Here is a 14493-nt window from a genome sequence, read left to right as displayed (position 1 = left end):
GCCCTGACGGCGCTGCGCGAGCGCGGCCTCACGGTGCCGGGCGACATCGCGCTCGCGGGATTCGACGGCGACTACTTCGCCGAGGCGAGCGAGCCGCGCCTCACCACGGTGCGCCAGCCCTCCACGGGCCTCGGCGAGGCGATGGCGGACGTGCTGGTGCGCCTCCTGGCCGGCGAGGAGGTGCAGCGCGTGACGCTGCTGCCGACCGAGCTGCTGGTGCGCGGCTCCACGGTCGCGGGCGCGTGACCCTGAGCTGAGTGCGCTGACCCGTTCGCTGAGTCGCCCGGATCGGCTCCCCGCTGCGGCGTGCCGCGGGCCGATCCGGGCGACTCAGCGCTGGACGGGCTCGTCGGGGATCTCGAGCAGGTGGAAGGGGCCCCGGGGGAGCGGGCCTGTGCTCCACAGCGCGACGACGGCCCAGCCGAGGTCGGCGTGCGCGACGGCGCCCTCGGGCAGGGTCCGGGTGAAGAGCGCGTAGTCGATCCCGTCGAGGGGGAGGGGGCTCACGTCCCACGCGGGCCGGTCGGCGGCCAGCTCCTGAGCCCGCGCCTCCGCCGCCACCATCGCCGCTCGCGTCCGGTCCCCGGGCAGGCCGGCGGGGATCACCGAGAGGAGGAGCGAGCCGATCGCGAGCGCGGCCGTCGCGACCGGGTCGGTGACCACTCCGTGCACCGAGCCGCGCGGCCCGAGGCGGACACCGGTCAGCCGCAGCGTCCGGACCGAGTACGAGCCGCCGTCCCGCTCGGCGCGGACCGAGAGGTCGTCGACGGGCCCGTCGTCCGTCCGCCCGCTCCCGTCGACGGACCACGGATCGGAGACGGGGACCAGCGCGCGCACGCCCTCATCCGACTCCCTGCGGCGCCCCCGGTCAAGAGGCGCAGCTTGTTCAGGGGTCCTCGTTGAAGTTAGAACGAGTGCCGAGCGACCCTGAGCTCTGCTGTGCGGAGAGATCAGTTCAGGCTTAGAAAGTTCTGCGCGGCCTCCGGGGTGCGACAGGAAGGCAAAGCCGCCTGAAGCGCGGCCCTCTGAGTGGGCGGCCAGCAGTTGGAGCAAGACCGCCTCAACCGTCGACGATGCGACTGTCGGGGGCAGAGTGGTGCACCATGAACGGATGACTGCACTGGAAGAAGAACCAGGCTCGGATGTTCCGATCTGGCCCGTATTCGTGGTTCCGGTACTCCAGATATTGGAGTCGGGCGATGTGCTCCATCGGAAGGACGTGTTCGGAAGAGCGGCAGATGTTCTGGCGCTCACACCGAGGGCCCGTGCGGAAACCCTGCGGACGGGTGGCCTTCGGTATACCCAACGGATCGGCTGGGCCCTCTCGAACTTGATGAAAGCCCGATGGATCGAGCGTCCGCTGAGAGGCCACTACTCAATAACGGCCGACGGTCGTGAGGCCCTCGCTCGCCACGCCGGTGGGTTCGACTACGCGAGTGCGCGTCAGATCTTCGCCCCCTTCTGGCCGAAGGATGTAGAGAAGCAGCGGGTCAGCGAGAGCGAAGCGGTCGATCACCCGCTGGACACGCAGGTGCTGGATCCCGTCGAGCAGATCGAGGACGCGATCTCGCGTATCGAGGCAGAGGTCGGTGAGGAGCTTCTCGCCCGGCTTCGCGATAGTCACCCTGACTTTTTCGAGCAGGCTGTCGTCGATCTGCTGCTTGCGATGGGCTACGGAGGGGCTGAGCAGCGAGGCAAGCGCATCGGCGGTACCGGGGACGGTGGAGTAGACGGCGTCATCGACCAGGATGCTCTTGGCTTGGAACGCGTCTACGTTCAAGCGAAGAGATACCGGGCTGGGAGCAATATCAGCCGGGAGACGATTCAGGCTTTCGTCGGAGCTCTGCACGGTTTTGGTGCTTCAAGGGGAGTATTCCTGACTACGTCCGCATTCACCCCGGCTGCAACCAGCTACGCCAACGCAGTCCAGTCCCGCGTCGTCCTCATCGACGGAGAGCGTCTCGTGGGGCTGATGATCAAGTACCGAGTGGGCGTCCAGGTGAAGGAGACGTACACAGCGGTCGAGATTGATGCGGACTTCTTCGACTGATGTGGGAGGGCGGCCGCTGTGGTGCTCGGATCGGCCGGCCGCTCCGGCGTGTCGTGAGCAGATCCGGGCACCTCAGTGCGGAGCCGCGGAGGCGTGAAGGCCCGCAGGCGCGGCTCAGAACTCCTCGTAGTTGTAGGGCTCCGGGTCCTCGTCGATCACGGGGCGCGCGATCGTGGCGCGGTTGCTCTTGATGCGGGAGCGGATGTCCTCGACGGCGGCCTCGACGGCGCCGGTGGTCGACTCCTCGTCCTTGATGGAGACCTCGACGGGGACGGCGACGAGCTCGCTGCTCGCGTCGAGGGTCATCTTCGCCTCGATGAGCTCGCCGTCCTCGGTGAACGCCGGGACCGTGACCGCTTCGGAGTGCTCCTGGCGGTCGATCGCGGTCACCAGGTCGAGGAGGGCCTCGGTCACGGCGTCGGTCGTCACGAAGCTCTTGGAGGCGTAGGTCAGCTGCTGCATGCCTCCACTCTCCCGAACGGGAGCGCCCCTCGCGCGGGGTTGCGCCTCGTCGGCCCAGCCCGTAGCGGAGGGGGAGCACGACCGGCGCGGGCGCGAGGAGTCAACCCTCTAGGCCGCGATCCGGGCGTCCGCTTCCCTGGTGGCGGGGCCTCGGGAGGAGGCGCGGGGGTCTCGGGATCCCGGGGCCCCGGCACTCGATCGGGAGGGGACCTGATGCGGCGGAGCGGCCGGGGACTCCGCGGCGACAGGGCGTTCCAGGGCGCCTTCCTGATCGGAGTCGGCCTCATGGCGGCCGTCGACGAGATCGTCTTCCACCAGATCCTCGCCTGGCACCACTTCTACGACCGCTCCACCCCGGCGATCGGCCTGCTCTCGGACGGGCTGCTGCACGCGGCCGAGCTCCTCGCGCTCGTCGGGGGCGGCTTCCTGCTCGCCGACGCCCGGCGCCGATCCGCTCTGCGTCCGCGCACGGCGTGGGCCGCGGGGCTCACGGGGGCGGGACTGTTCCAGCTGTGGGACGGAGTCGTCGACCACAAGCTGCTCCGCGTGCACCAGGTCCGCTACGACGTCGACCTGCTGCTCTACGACTCCGCCTGGATCGCCTCGGGAGCGGTACTGCTCGCGGCGGGCCTCCTCCTCCTGCCTCGGCGACGGCGCGCGACGGCGTGACCCCGCACGCCGACCACACCCTGCTCGACCCGGGCCTGCTGCTCCTGGCCCCGCTGGCCGCGGCGGCGGCGCTCGGAGGGGGCGCCGCGGCACTCGAGTGGCGGCGCGGACGGCCGTGGCCGCTGCACCGCACCGCCCTGCTCCTCGGCGGGCTCGCGACCGCGGCGCTCTGCTTCGCGGGTCCGCTCGCGGAGTGGTCGCACGCGGATCCGCGCGGGGCGATGCTGACGCACCTGGTCCTCGGGATGCTCGCGCCGCTCCTCCTGGTGCTCTCGGCCCCCGTCACCCTGGCCCTGCGCGCGCTCGACGTCACGGCTGCCCGGCGGCTCTCGCGGCTGCTCCGGAGCCGCCCGGCCCGTCTCCTCGCCCACCCCGTGACGGCGCTCCTGCTCTCGACGGGCTCCCTCTGGCTCGTGCACGCGACCGGACTGCTCACTACCGCGCACGCCGATCCGCTGCTGCACCTCGCGCTCAGCGTGCACTTCCTCCTCAGCGGCTGCCTGCTGACGGCGGCGCTCGCCGGAGTCGATCCGAACCCGCACCGCGCCCCGTTCGGCCTGCGCCTGGGGGTGCTCGGAGCGGGCATCGCCGCGCACGCGCTGCTCGCGACCGTGCTCTACGCGGAGGCGCCGGACGAGACCGGACGCCAGGCGGCGCTCCTGCTGTTCTACGGAGGCGACCTGCTCGAGACGGCGCTCGCCGTGGTCGTCTGCGCCCGGCGCTACGCGGCGACGGCGCCCCGGCAACCCCCTCCGCCGAGCGCGCCCTGCTCCCTACGCTCGGACGCATGCTCCTCATCTTCGGGACCCGAGCCGTCGAGGACCTCCTCCGGACGCTCGTCTTCGTCTGCCGCGTCTGCGGGCAGCGCGACGAGCAGCGGATCCTCCGCCGCCGGACGCGCCTCTCGCTCTTCTTCGTCCCCGTCCTGACCGTCTCGACCCGCTACCTGCTCGAGTGCTCGCACTGCGGCACGGTGTCTCCGATCAGCAAGGAGGAGGCGCAGGGCTCCGTCCGCTGGGCCGGCAACTCCGACCAGTGACCGCCCCGAGCGGGAGGCTCTCGCGGTGCGCTCAGCGCACCGGAGCCGGCACCGCCGCGGGGCGCGCGGCGACCGCGGCCGCGCGCCGCGTCGCCCAGTTGTTGAGCAGCAGCGCCGTCACGACGATGGCCGCGCCGAGCAGGGCGACGGGCCCCGGCCGGTAGCCGCCCGCCATGCTGATCGCGAAGGTCGTGACCGGGACGAGGTTCTGGAAGAGCGTGCCGTTGAGGGCGCCGAGCAGCTTGATGCCCGTGTTCCACAGCAGCACGGCGACGACTCCGGCCAGCAGGATCAGGTAGGCCAGCTGCGGCCAGGCCGCGAGCACCTCGGCACCGGTCGGCGGGTGCGCGGAGCCGGTGGCCGTCGCCACGGCGACCGCGACGGCGATCGAGGGGCAGCCGAGCGCGGTGGTGAGCGTCGAGTACCGCAGCGCCGACCAGCCGGGGAACGCCGCGGCTCCGCGCGTGTAGACGACCCAGCAGATCGCTCCGAGCAGGGCGAGCAGCTCGCCGAACCCCAGCTCGCCGTCGAGGAGGAGGGCGACGTCGCCGCGGGTGACGACGAGCGCGACTCCGGCGAGCGCGAGCAGGATGCAGCCGACGGTGGCGGCCGGCGGCAGGCGACGCGCGCCGATGCTCGCGAGCACCGCGCCGATCGCGGGCATCATCCCCATCATCAGGCTGACGTTCGGGGCCGAGGTGAACCGCAGAGCCGTGAAGGCGAGCAGGCCGAAGCCGGCGAATCCGGAGGCGCCGAGCAGCGCCAGCCGCCACCCGCGGCCGTCGAGCCGGAAGGCGCGGAGCCCCTCCGCCCGGGCGAGCAGCGCGGCCAGGACGACCGCGGCGGCGGTGTAGCGGATGAGGGTCATGAAGAAGGAGTCGACCGTCGCCGCGATGCTGTCCGCGACCGGCAGCATGCCGCCCCAGAGGATCGGCGGGATCAGGCAGAAGAGCAGACCTCGCGACCGCATGGCGCCCCTGACCCGTCGGGTGCGGCCGCCCCGGGCGGGGGGCCGTCGCTCGATGGTGGACCCCGGCGGCTCGGCGCACAAGAGCGCCGCCGACCCCCGAACGGCCCGCCGCGGGGCCGAGCGGAGAGGGGTGCGCCGGGTGTGGAGGAGGCTCGGCGAGCCGACTGACCTGTTACGACGAAGACGACGGAGCCGCAAGGACCTTGCATGGCCCCTTTAGGGTGACAAAATTCACTTGCTTCCATCATCTCCGTGCCCCTAGGTTGATCGCAGCACCCCCCGATGCTGTCCTCTGTCAGGCCCTGCTCCGATCCCCCCGTCGGACGCCGTTCCTCACTCGGGTCGCGCCCACCCCGGCGACGACCTCCGTTCCGCGCGGGCGCTCATCAGCGCACATCGGCCCCCGGCCGCGGAGAGGAACAGTCATGACGACACAGCCCGGCCACGGCGCGGACGAGCCGACGGCTCCCCGTCGCCGGGCGACCTGGGAGGCGCACGACGAGACGGCCTCGCGCCCGCTCTCGGGACGCCGTGCCGCCCGCTCCGGGCGCGAACGGGTCTCCGCTCCGCGCCGCCTCGCGTCCGCGACGCCTGCCGGAGCGGTGACGGTTCCCGCCGCCCCGACCGCGGTGCTGGAGCGTCCGGCCGCCCCGTCCGCGGTGGTCGAGCGACCGGTCGTGCCGGCCGCTGTCCTGGAGTGTCGGGCTGCGCCGACCGCGTTTCCGGCCGCGACGGCCGCTGTCCTGGAGTATCCGGCCGCCGCGACCGCCGTCCCGGAGCGTCCGACCGCCGCGACCGCGCTCCTGGAGCGTCCGGCCGCCGCGACCGCGCTGCTCGAGCGTCCGCCGGCCCCCACTGCAGTCCTCGAGCGCACCGTGCTCCCCGCCGTCGACGCCGACCGGCTCCCTCCGGCATCCACCCCGATCGCCGGCACCCGCCCCCGCAGCGGCCGCCGCGCTTCGTCGCGCATCGGCGACCTGGTCGCCGCCCTCCCCGCCCACAACGAGGAGGCCGGGATCGCCGCGGCGATCGAGGGCCTGCGCCGGCAGACCTGGCCGCCGGACCGGATCGTCGTCATCGCCGACAACTGCACCGACGCCACGGTCGAGATCGCTCTCGCGCACGGCGCCGAGGTCTTCGTCACCGTCGGGAACAGCCACAAGAAGGCGGGCGGCCTCAACCAGTTCCTCGCCGAGGTCCTCCCGGGGCTGCAGGACGACGACCTGGTGCTCGTGCAGGACGCCGACTCCGCGCTCGACCCCGGGTTCCTCGAGATCGCCCGCGGCAGGCTGCACGGCGGCATCGGCGCGGTCGGAGGAGTGTTCCGCGGCGGCGAGGGCGGCGGCTTCGTCGGCCACCTCCAGCGCAACGAGTACGCGCGCTACGCCCGCGACGTGCGCCGCCTGAACGGGAAGTGCCTGGTCGTCACGGGCACCGCGGCCGTGCTCCAGGTCGCCGTGATGCGCCGCATCAGCGCGGCCCGCCTGGCCGGCTCCCTCCCCTCCGGAGACGGCATCGGCGGCATCTACGACACCACGGTCCTCACCGAGGACAACGAGCTCACGTTCGCGATCCGCCACCTCGGCTACGACGTGCTGAGCCCCGCCGGCTGCACCCTCGTCACCGAGGTCATGCCGACCTGGGGAGACCTGTGGCGTCAGCGCCTGCGCTGGAAGCGCGGAGCGGTCGAGAACTGCGTGCAGTACGGCTTCACGCGGGTCACGGCTCCCTACTGGGGGCGCCAGCTGCTCACGATGCTCGGCTGCATCATCACCTACGTCTACCTGGCCACGATCGTCTACGCCGTCGGCTGGGGCGAGCTGAGCCTCCAGCCGTTCTGGCTGGCCGTCACCGCGATCTTCGTCGTCGAGCGGATCGTGACGGTCCGCGACCGCGGCTGGCGGTACATGCTCGCCGCCGCGTCGATGTACGAGCTCGTCGTCGACCTGTTCCTGCAGGTCGTCCACACCAAGGCCTACCTGGATGCGCTGACACGCCGTCGGCGCGACTGGTGAAACAGAGAGAGAGACATGTACAACCACATCGGAACAGCCGCCGGAGCCGGAGTCGGTGCCGGAACGCTCGCCATGACCGGGTTCGACTCGGTCTGGCTGGCACTCGCGGCCTTCGCCCTCATCGCTGCGGGGACCGCCGTCCTGCGCATCGCTCCTCGCCGCAAGCGCGAGGTCTGAGACACGGTGGCGGGCGGGGGACAGCCCGCGCCCGTCACCGTCCCACGACCGCCGTCGCCGCGGAGGTCCGGCTCGCGGTGGAGTAGCCGGTCTTCGTCCCGGTGACGGTCAGCGTGATCCGCTTCCCCGCCTGAGCCTTCGTGAGCGTGAACCGCGGCGACGTCGCTCCCGCGATGGCCGCGCCGTCCGCCTTCCACCGGTAGGTGAGGTTGACGGGAGTCGGCGTCCACGGACCCGGGGCTGCCGTGAGCACCGCTCCGACCCGGGCCGTGCCCGTGACGGTCGGCGTCGCGGTGCCGAGGGTGCCGGCGGCGACCGGTGCGGTCGGCTGCGAGGTCGTCGGGCCGGAGCCGTCGGCGGCGCTCACCGTCACGGTCACCCGCTTGCCGACCGCGGAGGAGGGGACCACGAGATCCGGACCCGTCACACCCGCGATGTCGACGCCTCCCGCCGCCCAGCGGTGCATGAGCGGTCCCGTCAGACCGGCGGAGGAGGACAGTGTCGCGCCCACCGCGGCGGTTCCGACGACGACCGGAGCCGGCGCCGCGTCGGACCGGTAGACCGCGACGTGGTCGACGAGCATCGTCCCGCCGGAGCTCTTCGGAGCGGCTGCACTGTCGCACCCGCACACGCCGTTCGGCAGCCCGCCCCCGATGGCGAGGTTCAGGATCAGCAGCACGTCGTTCGGGACCGCGGCCTGCCATGCGGCCGTCCCCACCTCCGACTCCCGCACCACGTGCCGGGTGACGCCGTCGACGAGGAACTCCACGCGCTCGTCGCCGGGCACGGTCCGGTCGAGCAGGGCGGAGTAGCGGTGGAACCCCGTCACGCAGGACGCGCAGTCCAGCATCCCGCTCGTCCGGCCGGCGGGCTCGTCGCAGGGGCCGCCGTCCGGCACTCCGCAGTGCAGCGTCTGGATCACCTGGGCGGTGCCGTTGACGGCCTCGAGCATGTCGAACTCGCCGGTCGCGGGCCAGTCGATGACGGCGTTCGCGTCCCGCCCGAGAGCCCAGAAGGCGGGCCAGTACCCGGTGGCCTGCGCGACGTCCGGCAGCTGGATCGAGGCGGTCATCAGCAGTCGGCCGCCCGCCGGCGCCGAGAACGACTTGTCGGCGGTGACGATCCGTCCGGAGGTCCATGCTCCGGCGGAGTCGCGGAGGGCGCGGATCCCCAGAGCGCCGCCGCCCGTGAGGAAGACGTTCGCCGTCGACGCGGTCGTGCGGTCGACCGCCCCGGTGCCCCAGGTGCCGACCTCGTGCTCCCACTGGCTCCCGACCGGCGCCCCCGCCGGCCCGGTGAAGTCGTCGCGCAGGAGCGTGGTCCAGCCCGGGGCGTCGGCGGGTGCCGCCGTGACGGCCTGGCCGGCGGACGAGGCGGTCGGAGTCGTGGACGCCGGTGCGAGGGCGGCGACCGCCTGCGGGGGTGTCGCCGCCAGCACTCCGAGGCACAGGGCCGCGAGGGCGAGGGCGAGTCGCGGCCGGTCGAGGAGTCGTGAAGGCATGGCGAGTCCTCTGCGTCGAAGGGGCGCGCAGCTGCACGCGCCTCGACGCTAGTGAGGAGTACTCGCTCTCCCCCCACCCTCCAGGCGGGGTGATCTCCGGCACGAAAGCTCACGACCGGGCTCGGCCGGGCCGGGTCCAGGGTGCTGGCAGAGGGGCGGCCGCCGTCGCCTCCGATCGCCCGTTCGAAGGAGAACGCCATGCACCGTCGTCTCACGGCCACGCTCGCCGCGATCGCCCTCGCCCTCGGAGGGGCCGTCGCCGTCGCGACCCCCGCCTCCGCCGGGCAGCTCGTCTACCAGAACGGCGGCCCGGGCAACTGCTACGAGGTCCGCTCGCAGCGCGACTCCCTGGGTCGCGCGCAGGTCACGGTGTGGTGGCACTGCGACCAGGCGGGCAACGTCAAGGTCATCTGGAAGAACGGCCCGGACAGCGGCTGCAACACGATGAGCGTCATCAACCGCAAGTTCAGCGACAGCTCGGGCGTCGCATCCCGCTTCGACCGCCTCGTCTCCTGCTGACCCGGTCGGGCTGCCCCTGATCCCTTCCGCGGGATACCGCTCCGCTACGCGGCACGCCATACGCGGCGTACCCGAGCGGCTTCCCGCGGGAGGGGGACGGCGGCCGCCCCGCTCAGTGCTCGGCGCGCCCCGAGTCCTCGATGAGGCGGACCTTCACGTTCACGGCGAGCGGCCCCGAGACCGACGGGTCGGCGGCGAGCAGTGCGTGCATCCGCTCGCCCACGAGGCGGAGCGTCTCGGGGGCCGGCAGTGCGGCGGACGCGGCGATGTGCGCACTCACCGTGGTGAACCCCTCCGACCGGTCGATGTCGACCAGCACGTCGGGCTGCCGCAGGTCCAGCTTCACGGCGAGCGCGTCGGCCGCGGCCTCGACGATCGGCTGGGCGGGGTAGACCCCCGCGACGCCCTCGATGTCGCGGATCTCGGCGGTCAGCCGCTGCGAGAGCTCGGTGTCGTCGGTCATTCCCGCTCCTCCCGGTGGGGGTACACGTCGTCGACGGTCACGTCGATCGCGCCGACGGTCAGCTCGGTGTGGCGCTCGAGGGCGTAGCGGATGCGCTCGCGCAGGCGGTCGGCGGCCACGGCGACCGGCAGGCCGAACTCGAGGGCGCAGGTCACGTCGATCCGCACCACGGCGCCGGGAGCCGAGACGTCGCCGTCGAGGGTGCAGCGGCCCATGATGACGCCGCCCATCGTGTCGCCGGCGCGGCGGATCATCCCGCGCACGGCCGCCTCGGTGAGCGCCAGGCGGAGGGTCGGGTCGGGGTGGCGGACGGGGATGTCGCGGCCGGAGCGCACCTCGGAGCGGATCGCGTCGAGCAGGCCGGCGATCCAGACCTCGTCGCGGTCGGGCTCGCGGTCGGCCTCCTGCCGCAGCGCCCGCGCCGAGAGCTCGGTGAGGCGGGTGAGGTTCGCGAGAGCGAGCCGGCACGCGGCGGAGTTCTCGATCGAGGGGTCGCGCGGCTCGCGGCCGCGGTCGAGGTACTCGCCCAGCTCCTCGAGCGTGTGGCCGTCGAGGTCGTCCTCGGGCACGGCGGCGTCGTCGGTCATCGCCATGCCTCCAATTCGTGGAGCAGGAATCGACGGGCCCGGGCGAGGAGGCCACGGACCGTCGAGACGGGGAGTTCGAGAGCGTCGGCGATCTCCTGGTAGCTGTAGCCGGCGGTCTCGCGGAGTAGCCAACAGCGTCGCTGATCAGCAGGCAATCGGTCCAGCGCTTCCCAGACCGCGTCCAGCTGGAGTCGCGCCTCGACGATGCGCTCGGGGGAGTGCTCGGGCGGCGCGGGCGGGTCCCAGTCGTCGATGTCGTCGTGGCGGCGGCGGACGCGGATCCGGTCGATCGCCTTGTGGGTGACGATGCGCATCAGCCAGTTGCGGATGTGCGCCGGGCTGTCGAGATCGGCCAGACGCCGCCAGCCGGTGAGGAACGCCTCCTGCACCACGTCCTCGGACTCCGCCTCGGAGCCGAGGAGCTTCGCGGCGTAGACGCGCATGAGGGCGCCGTGGCGGCGGGCGAGCTGCTCGAACGCCTGCACGTCGCCGTCGACGGCGCGCGCGGCGAGGGTCGCGTCGGACGCGTTCAGGAGGGGGTCGTCGTCGATGAGCGCCTCCTCCGCGGTCCCGCGCGCGGTGTCCCGCGCGCCGATGCCCTCAGTGTGGGGCGCCGTCCGGCATGACTACCAGCCTTGACAACGGGCCGCCGAATCCGCTGGCCGGATTGCGAGTGCCGCCGATGGGGGACGCCTCGAGACGGGATTCGTGACATTCCGGCTCCTCGACACGTCTTGATTCCGTACCCCTCGTGCGTCCCCCCGAGCGCACAGACCCCGAACCCGGAAGAAGCCCCCCCCATGCACTGCTCCCTCCGCCGCCGCCCCGGGCGGACGTCATGAGCGAGTCGACCTTCACCCTCGGCAGCCCGTTCGCGGGCGACGAGCGGGCCGACCGGCGCTACGAAGCCTCCGGCGACGATCCGTCCGCCGCGTCCGCCGTCTACTCCGAGGCGTACGGCGGAGGCGAGTTCCGCGTCGCTCCGTCGCAGCGAAGCTTCTCCTACCGCTACGCCGTCCGCGGCAGCGACCGGGTGACCCTGCGCACCTCCGACTGCTCCGGCGCCCTCACCGGCCAGGTCCCCCACCTGAAGGAGTACGTCGTCGGCTGGTTCCGCGCCGGAGGCGGACGCCTGAACCTGCCGCCGTTCACCCGGACCGGCGCGCTCTCGGCCCCGTTCCTGTTCCCCGCGGAGCGCCAGTTCGGGCTCGAGTTCGAGCCGCACCGGCAGAACCTCATCCACTTCGCCCCCGGGTTCCTCGAGGACGTCGCGACCGAGACGCACGCCGGCCCCCGCCAGCCCGTCTCCTTCGACCACGCGGCGGACGCCGACCCCGGCGTCCTCGCCCGCTGGCGCGCCGCGGTGACGGAGGCGAGCGCCGCGCTCGCGACGGCCGCGATCACTCCGCTCGTGCGCTTCACCGCCGAGCTCGACCTCGCCCGCGTGCTGCTCCTGCTGTTCCCGTGGCGCGCGTGGGACGTGCCGGCCGTGCTGCGGCGCCCGTCCGCCTCCCGCACCCGGGTGGCGCTCGACTTCCTCCAGCACCACGCCCACGAGCCGATCACCCCGGCCGACGCCGCCCGCGCGGCCGGTCTGCACACCCGCACACTGCAGCAGGCGACGAAGCGGCACCTCGGGGTGTCGCCGTCGGTCTACCTGCGCGACGTGCGCCTGGACCGCGCCCACTCCGACCTGGTCGCCGGCGACCCCTGCTCGACCACTGTCGCCGCGGTCGCCCGCGAGTGGGGCTTCGGCAACCTCGGCCGCTTCGCGAGCGCGTACCAGGTGCGCTTCGACGAGAAGCCGAGCCACACGCTGCGCCGCTGACGCGCAGCCCCGGCGAGCCCGAGGGCCCGAACCGTCTCAGGACGGTGCCGGGAACTCGTCGTCTCCGGGTGCGTCCCGAGGGGCCGTTTCGGAGGATGCTTCATCGTGTCCTCCGACCGGTCTTCCGGACACGGACCTCGTGACACTCGGCGCCGGCTCAGCCCGGCTGATGCACGTGGATGTCGCTGCTCGACGTCACGCCGTTGAACTCGAGATACAGCTGCCCCTCGACGACCGACACGGTCAGCGTGTTGCGGCGCTCGAGTACCGCGACCGCGGCATCCAGGAACCCCTGGTCGAAGCTCTGCACGGTGATCTGCTCGAGCTGGTGGACGCGCTTGCCGGACCACGCCGCGATCACCTTCTCCGGGTTGCGATGCGTGTAGACCGTCGTGCGGTCGGCCAGCTTGCTCCCGAAGTGCAGTCGCTCGGCGTCCGGCGCGCCCACCTCGATCCACGTGGTCAGCCTGCCGGTGAGATCGCGGACCAGCACCGCCGGCTCGGTCGCTGTCGACGAGATCCCCTCGCTGAAGGTGATCCCCTCCACGTATTCGAGGCAGTACGCGAGCACGCGCGTCATCATGTACGCGTCGGTCTCGGAGGGGTGCCGAGCGGCCCGCAACGTGATGTCCTCGTAGACGCCGCGGTCCACATCAGCCAGCTGTATCGCGAAGTTGTACATCACTGCGCCGGCTGCCACGTGTGCGAGCTTATGTCCTCTCGCTCATCGAGGAGCGCGAGGCTTCTCCGGCGCCGGCGGGGGCATCGTGTCCGCGCGCCTCCACGCAGGAACGGCCCGGCAGGAGGCGTCCACTCCGTCGTGCGCAGATCGATGACGACGGGAGCCGACCGCTCGGCTCGCCGGGAGGGTGGGAGGCCCCGACCAGGCGACCGGACCACTCCGTTCATCCGCCTCGGGAATTTCCCGCCACTCTCTCGCCTTCTTCTACCTACATGCAATATATTGCATGCAGTCGTCCGACCACCTCATCCCGAAGGAGCAGCCATGTCCACGTCCGCGTTCACCCCTGAGGGCGATCGGCCCACCGTCGTCCTCGTCCACGGCGCGTTCGCCGAGTCGTCCGGCTGGAACGGAGTCGCCACCCGGCTCCTCGCCGAGGGCCTGCCCGTCCTCGCGGTCGCCAACCCCCTCCGCGGGCTCGCCCCCGACGCCGAGTACCTCCGCAGCGTCCTCGACGGGATCGACGGACCCGTCGTCGTCGCCGGCCACTCCTACGGAGGCTCCGTCGCGAGCGAGGCGGCGGAGGGCGCCGCGAACGTCCGCGCGCTCGTCTACGTCGCCAGCTTCCTCCTGGAGCCGGGCGAGAGCACCGGGGAGCTGGCCGGGAGGTTCCCGGGCGGCGAGCTCGGCCCCGCCCTGACCCCCGTCCCCTTCGCGTCCGGCGGGTTCTCCGGCGACGACCTCTACATCCAGCAGGACCGGTTCCGCGAGGTCTTCGCGGCCGACGTCGATGAGCCCACCGCCGCTCTGATGGCCGCGACTCAGCGGCCGATCGCGGCCGCCGCGCTCGAGGACTCGGCCACGGCCGCCGGGTGGAGGAGCATCCCGTCCTGGACCCTGATCACCCGTCAGGACCTCGCCGTCCCCGCCGAGTCGCAGCGGTTCATGGCCGAGCGCGCCCGCTCCACCGCGGTCGAGATCGACGCGTCGCACGCCGTGACGGTCTCGGAGCCGGACGCGGTCGCGGAGCTGATCCTCGACGCGGTGCGGGCGACGCGGTGACGGGGCCGGCGGGCCGAGGAGCTGCCTCCGGCCGCCGGACCCGGGCTGCCGCGGTCGTCCTCTCGTCGGCGCTGCTGCTCGTCGGCTGCGCGGGCGCGGCGGATCCCGGCCCCGCCGTCGAGGACGCCGCCGAGGCCGCGGCGGGCGGATCGTTCGCCCTCGCGGAGGTGGACGGCGTCGACGGCTCTGACTTCCTCGTCGTCTGCCCCTACGAGTCGCCGGAGTCGGTCGAGGAGCGGACCGGGATCTCCTGGTCCGTGCCCGACCGGTCCGAGGACGAGGGGGTGCAGACGCTGGTCGTGCTCGACGGCGGCGAGGTCGTGACGACGAGCGGACTGGACCGGGACCGCGTCGACTTCTGCTCGGGCGACCGGTGGGAGCCGCTCCCGCTCGACACCCGGCTCGCGGTGAGCGGAGCGGGCGCGGTGTCGGTGGAGTGACGCCGGTGGCGGCGGTCGAGTGGCGTATG

The 14493-nt window shown here is 72.8% G+C and carries 19 protein-coding genes; 11 read left to right on the top strand and 8 right to left on the bottom strand.

Annotation, left to right across the window (positions count from 1 at the left end; all coding sequences use genetic code 11):
* Window positions 1-246, top strand: a 246-nt coding sequence (locus C5D04_RS07505; RefSeq protein WP_181137686.1) for a substrate-binding domain-containing protein, incomplete at its 5' end; no start/stop codon positions are given.
* 84 nt (window positions 247-330) lie between these two features.
* Here the strand turns inward: C5D04_RS07505 and C5D04_RS07500 are convergent.
* Window positions 331-837, bottom strand: coding sequence for a hypothetical protein (locus C5D04_RS07500; protein WP_104347508.1), 507 nt, complete (start codon window positions 835-837; stop codon window positions 331-333).
* Window positions 838-1111: 274 nt separating this feature from the next.
* Between C5D04_RS07500 and C5D04_RS07495 the strand changes: the two genes are divergently transcribed.
* Window positions 1112-2050 carry a restriction endonuclease gene (locus tag C5D04_RS07495; RefSeq protein ID WP_104333159.1) on the top strand — a complete coding sequence of 313 codons (939 nt, stop codon included), beginning with the start codon at window positions 1112-1114 and terminating at the stop codon, window positions 2048-2050.
* A 114-nt stretch (window positions 2051-2164) separates the two neighbouring features.
* Here C5D04_RS07495 and C5D04_RS07490 read toward each other — a convergent pair whose 3' ends face one another.
* Entirely contained in the window at window positions 2165-2512 is a 348-nt protein-coding gene (locus C5D04_RS07490; protein ID WP_104223965.1) for a hypothetical protein, read from the bottom strand.
* Between the two features lie 213 nt (window positions 2513-2725).
* On the opposite strand from C5D04_RS07490, the gene C5D04_RS07485 reads away from it, so the two are divergent.
* Genes C5D04_RS07485 through C5D04_RS18870 form a run of 3 tightly spaced genes read left to right on the top strand, consistent with a single transcriptional unit; the run spans window position 2726 to window position 4220 of the window.
* Window positions 2726-3181: a DUF2243 domain-containing protein gene (locus C5D04_RS07485; protein WP_104223966.1), complete on the top strand. Its 456-nt coding sequence runs from the start codon at window positions 2726-2728 to the stop codon at window positions 3179-3181.
* The gene (locus tag C5D04_RS07480; RefSeq protein ID WP_181137685.1) at window positions 3178-4110 is read left to right on the top strand and encodes a cytochrome c oxidase assembly protein; all 933 of its coding nucleotides are present in this window, start codon (window positions 3178-3180) and stop codon (window positions 4108-4110) included. The genes C5D04_RS07485 and C5D04_RS07480 overlap by 4 nt, the downstream gene beginning before the upstream one ends.
* On the top strand, window positions 4062-4220 hold the full coding sequence (locus tag C5D04_RS18870) for a hypothetical protein (protein WP_374953265.1): 159 nt from the start codon (window positions 4062-4064) through the stop codon (window positions 4218-4220). Before C5D04_RS07480 ends, C5D04_RS18870 begins: the two co-directional genes overlap by 49 nt.
* Before the next feature lie 31 nt (window positions 4221-4251).
* Here C5D04_RS18870 and C5D04_RS07470 read toward each other — a convergent pair whose 3' ends face one another.
* On the bottom strand, window positions 4252-5190 hold the full coding sequence (locus tag C5D04_RS07470) for a DMT family transporter (RefSeq protein ID WP_104347506.1): 939 nt from the start codon (window positions 5188-5190) through the stop codon (window positions 4252-4254).
* Window positions 5191-5615: 425 nt separating this feature from the next.
* On the opposite strand from C5D04_RS07470, the gene C5D04_RS07465 reads away from it, so the two are divergent.
* Both C5D04_RS07465 and C5D04_RS18165 read left to right on the top strand, forming a co-directional pair.
* Window positions 5616-7205: a glycosyltransferase family 2 protein gene (locus C5D04_RS07465; protein WP_104347505.1), complete on the top strand. Its 1590-nt coding sequence runs from the start codon at window positions 5616-5618 to the stop codon at window positions 7203-7205.
* A 15-nt stretch (window positions 7206-7220) separates the two neighbouring features.
* Window positions 7221-7382, top strand: coding sequence for a hypothetical protein (locus tag C5D04_RS18165; protein WP_167305255.1), 162 nt, complete (start codon window positions 7221-7223; stop codon window positions 7380-7382).
* A 34-nt stretch (window positions 7383-7416) separates the two neighbouring features.
* On the opposite strand, the gene C5D04_RS07460 is transcribed toward C5D04_RS18165, so the two are convergent.
* Window positions 7417-8883 carry a family 16 glycosylhydrolase gene (locus tag C5D04_RS07460; RefSeq protein WP_104250499.1) on the bottom strand — a complete coding sequence of 489 codons (1467 nt, stop codon included), beginning with the start codon at window positions 8881-8883 and terminating at the stop codon, window positions 7417-7419.
* A gap of 198 nt (window positions 8884-9081) precedes the next feature.
* Here C5D04_RS07460 and C5D04_RS07455 point away from each other — a divergent pair, with 198 nt between their 5' ends.
* On the top strand, window positions 9082-9402 hold the full coding sequence (locus tag C5D04_RS07455) for a hypothetical protein (protein ID WP_104347504.1): 321 nt from the start codon (window positions 9082-9084) through the stop codon (window positions 9400-9402).
* A gap of 112 nt (window positions 9403-9514) precedes the next feature.
* Here C5D04_RS07455 and C5D04_RS07450 read toward each other — a convergent pair whose 3' ends face one another.
* Genes C5D04_RS07450 through C5D04_RS07440 form a run of 3 tightly spaced genes read right to left on the bottom strand, consistent with a single transcriptional unit; the run spans window position 9515 to window position 10937 of the window.
* Window positions 9515-9865: a hypothetical protein gene (locus C5D04_RS07450; RefSeq protein ID WP_104223972.1), complete on the bottom strand. Its 351-nt coding sequence runs from the start codon at window positions 9863-9865 to the stop codon at window positions 9515-9517.
* Window positions 9862-10458: an Asp23/Gls24 family envelope stress response protein gene (locus tag C5D04_RS07445; RefSeq protein WP_104223973.1), complete on the bottom strand. Its 597-nt coding sequence runs from the start codon at window positions 10456-10458 to the stop codon at window positions 9862-9864. The genes C5D04_RS07450 and C5D04_RS07445 overlap by 4 nt, the downstream gene beginning before the upstream one ends.
* Complete coding sequence (locus tag C5D04_RS07440; protein WP_244248147.1) at window positions 10449-10937, bottom strand: RNA polymerase sigma factor; 489 nt, start codon at window positions 10935-10937, stop codon at window positions 10449-10451. Before C5D04_RS07440 ends, C5D04_RS07445 begins: the two co-directional genes overlap by 10 nt.
* A gap of 353 nt (window positions 10938-11290) precedes the next feature.
* On the opposite strand from C5D04_RS07440, the gene C5D04_RS07435 reads away from it, so the two are divergent.
* A complete protein-coding gene (locus C5D04_RS07435) occupies window positions 11291-12280 on the top strand; it encodes a helix-turn-helix transcriptional regulator (protein ID WP_104347503.1) in 990 nt (329 codons plus the stop codon).
* 157 nt (window positions 12281-12437) lie between these two features.
* Here the strand turns inward: C5D04_RS07435 and C5D04_RS07430 are convergent, their stop codons facing one another.
* Complete coding sequence (locus C5D04_RS07430) at window positions 12438-12980, bottom strand: YaeQ family protein (RefSeq protein WP_104250497.1); 543 nt, start codon at window positions 12978-12980, stop codon at window positions 12438-12440.
* Window positions 12981-13286: 306 nt separating this feature from the next.
* Between C5D04_RS07430 and C5D04_RS07425 the strand changes: the two genes are divergently transcribed.
* A complete protein-coding gene (locus C5D04_RS07425) occupies window positions 13287-14024 on the top strand; it encodes an alpha/beta fold hydrolase (RefSeq protein WP_104347502.1) in 738 nt (245 codons plus the stop codon).
* Entirely contained in the window at window positions 14021-14464 is a 444-nt protein-coding gene (locus tag C5D04_RS07420) for a hypothetical protein (RefSeq protein ID WP_104347501.1), read from the top strand. The genes C5D04_RS07425 and C5D04_RS07420 overlap by 4 nt, the downstream gene beginning before the upstream one ends.
* Window positions 14465-14493: the final 29 nt, after the last annotated feature.

It is taken from the genome of Rathayibacter sp. AY1D2, assembly GCF_002932695.1.
GTDB lineage: Bacteria > Actinomycetota > Actinomycetes > Actinomycetales > Microbacteriaceae > Rathayibacter.
This window is presented reverse-complemented; position numbering and strand designations above follow the sequence as displayed.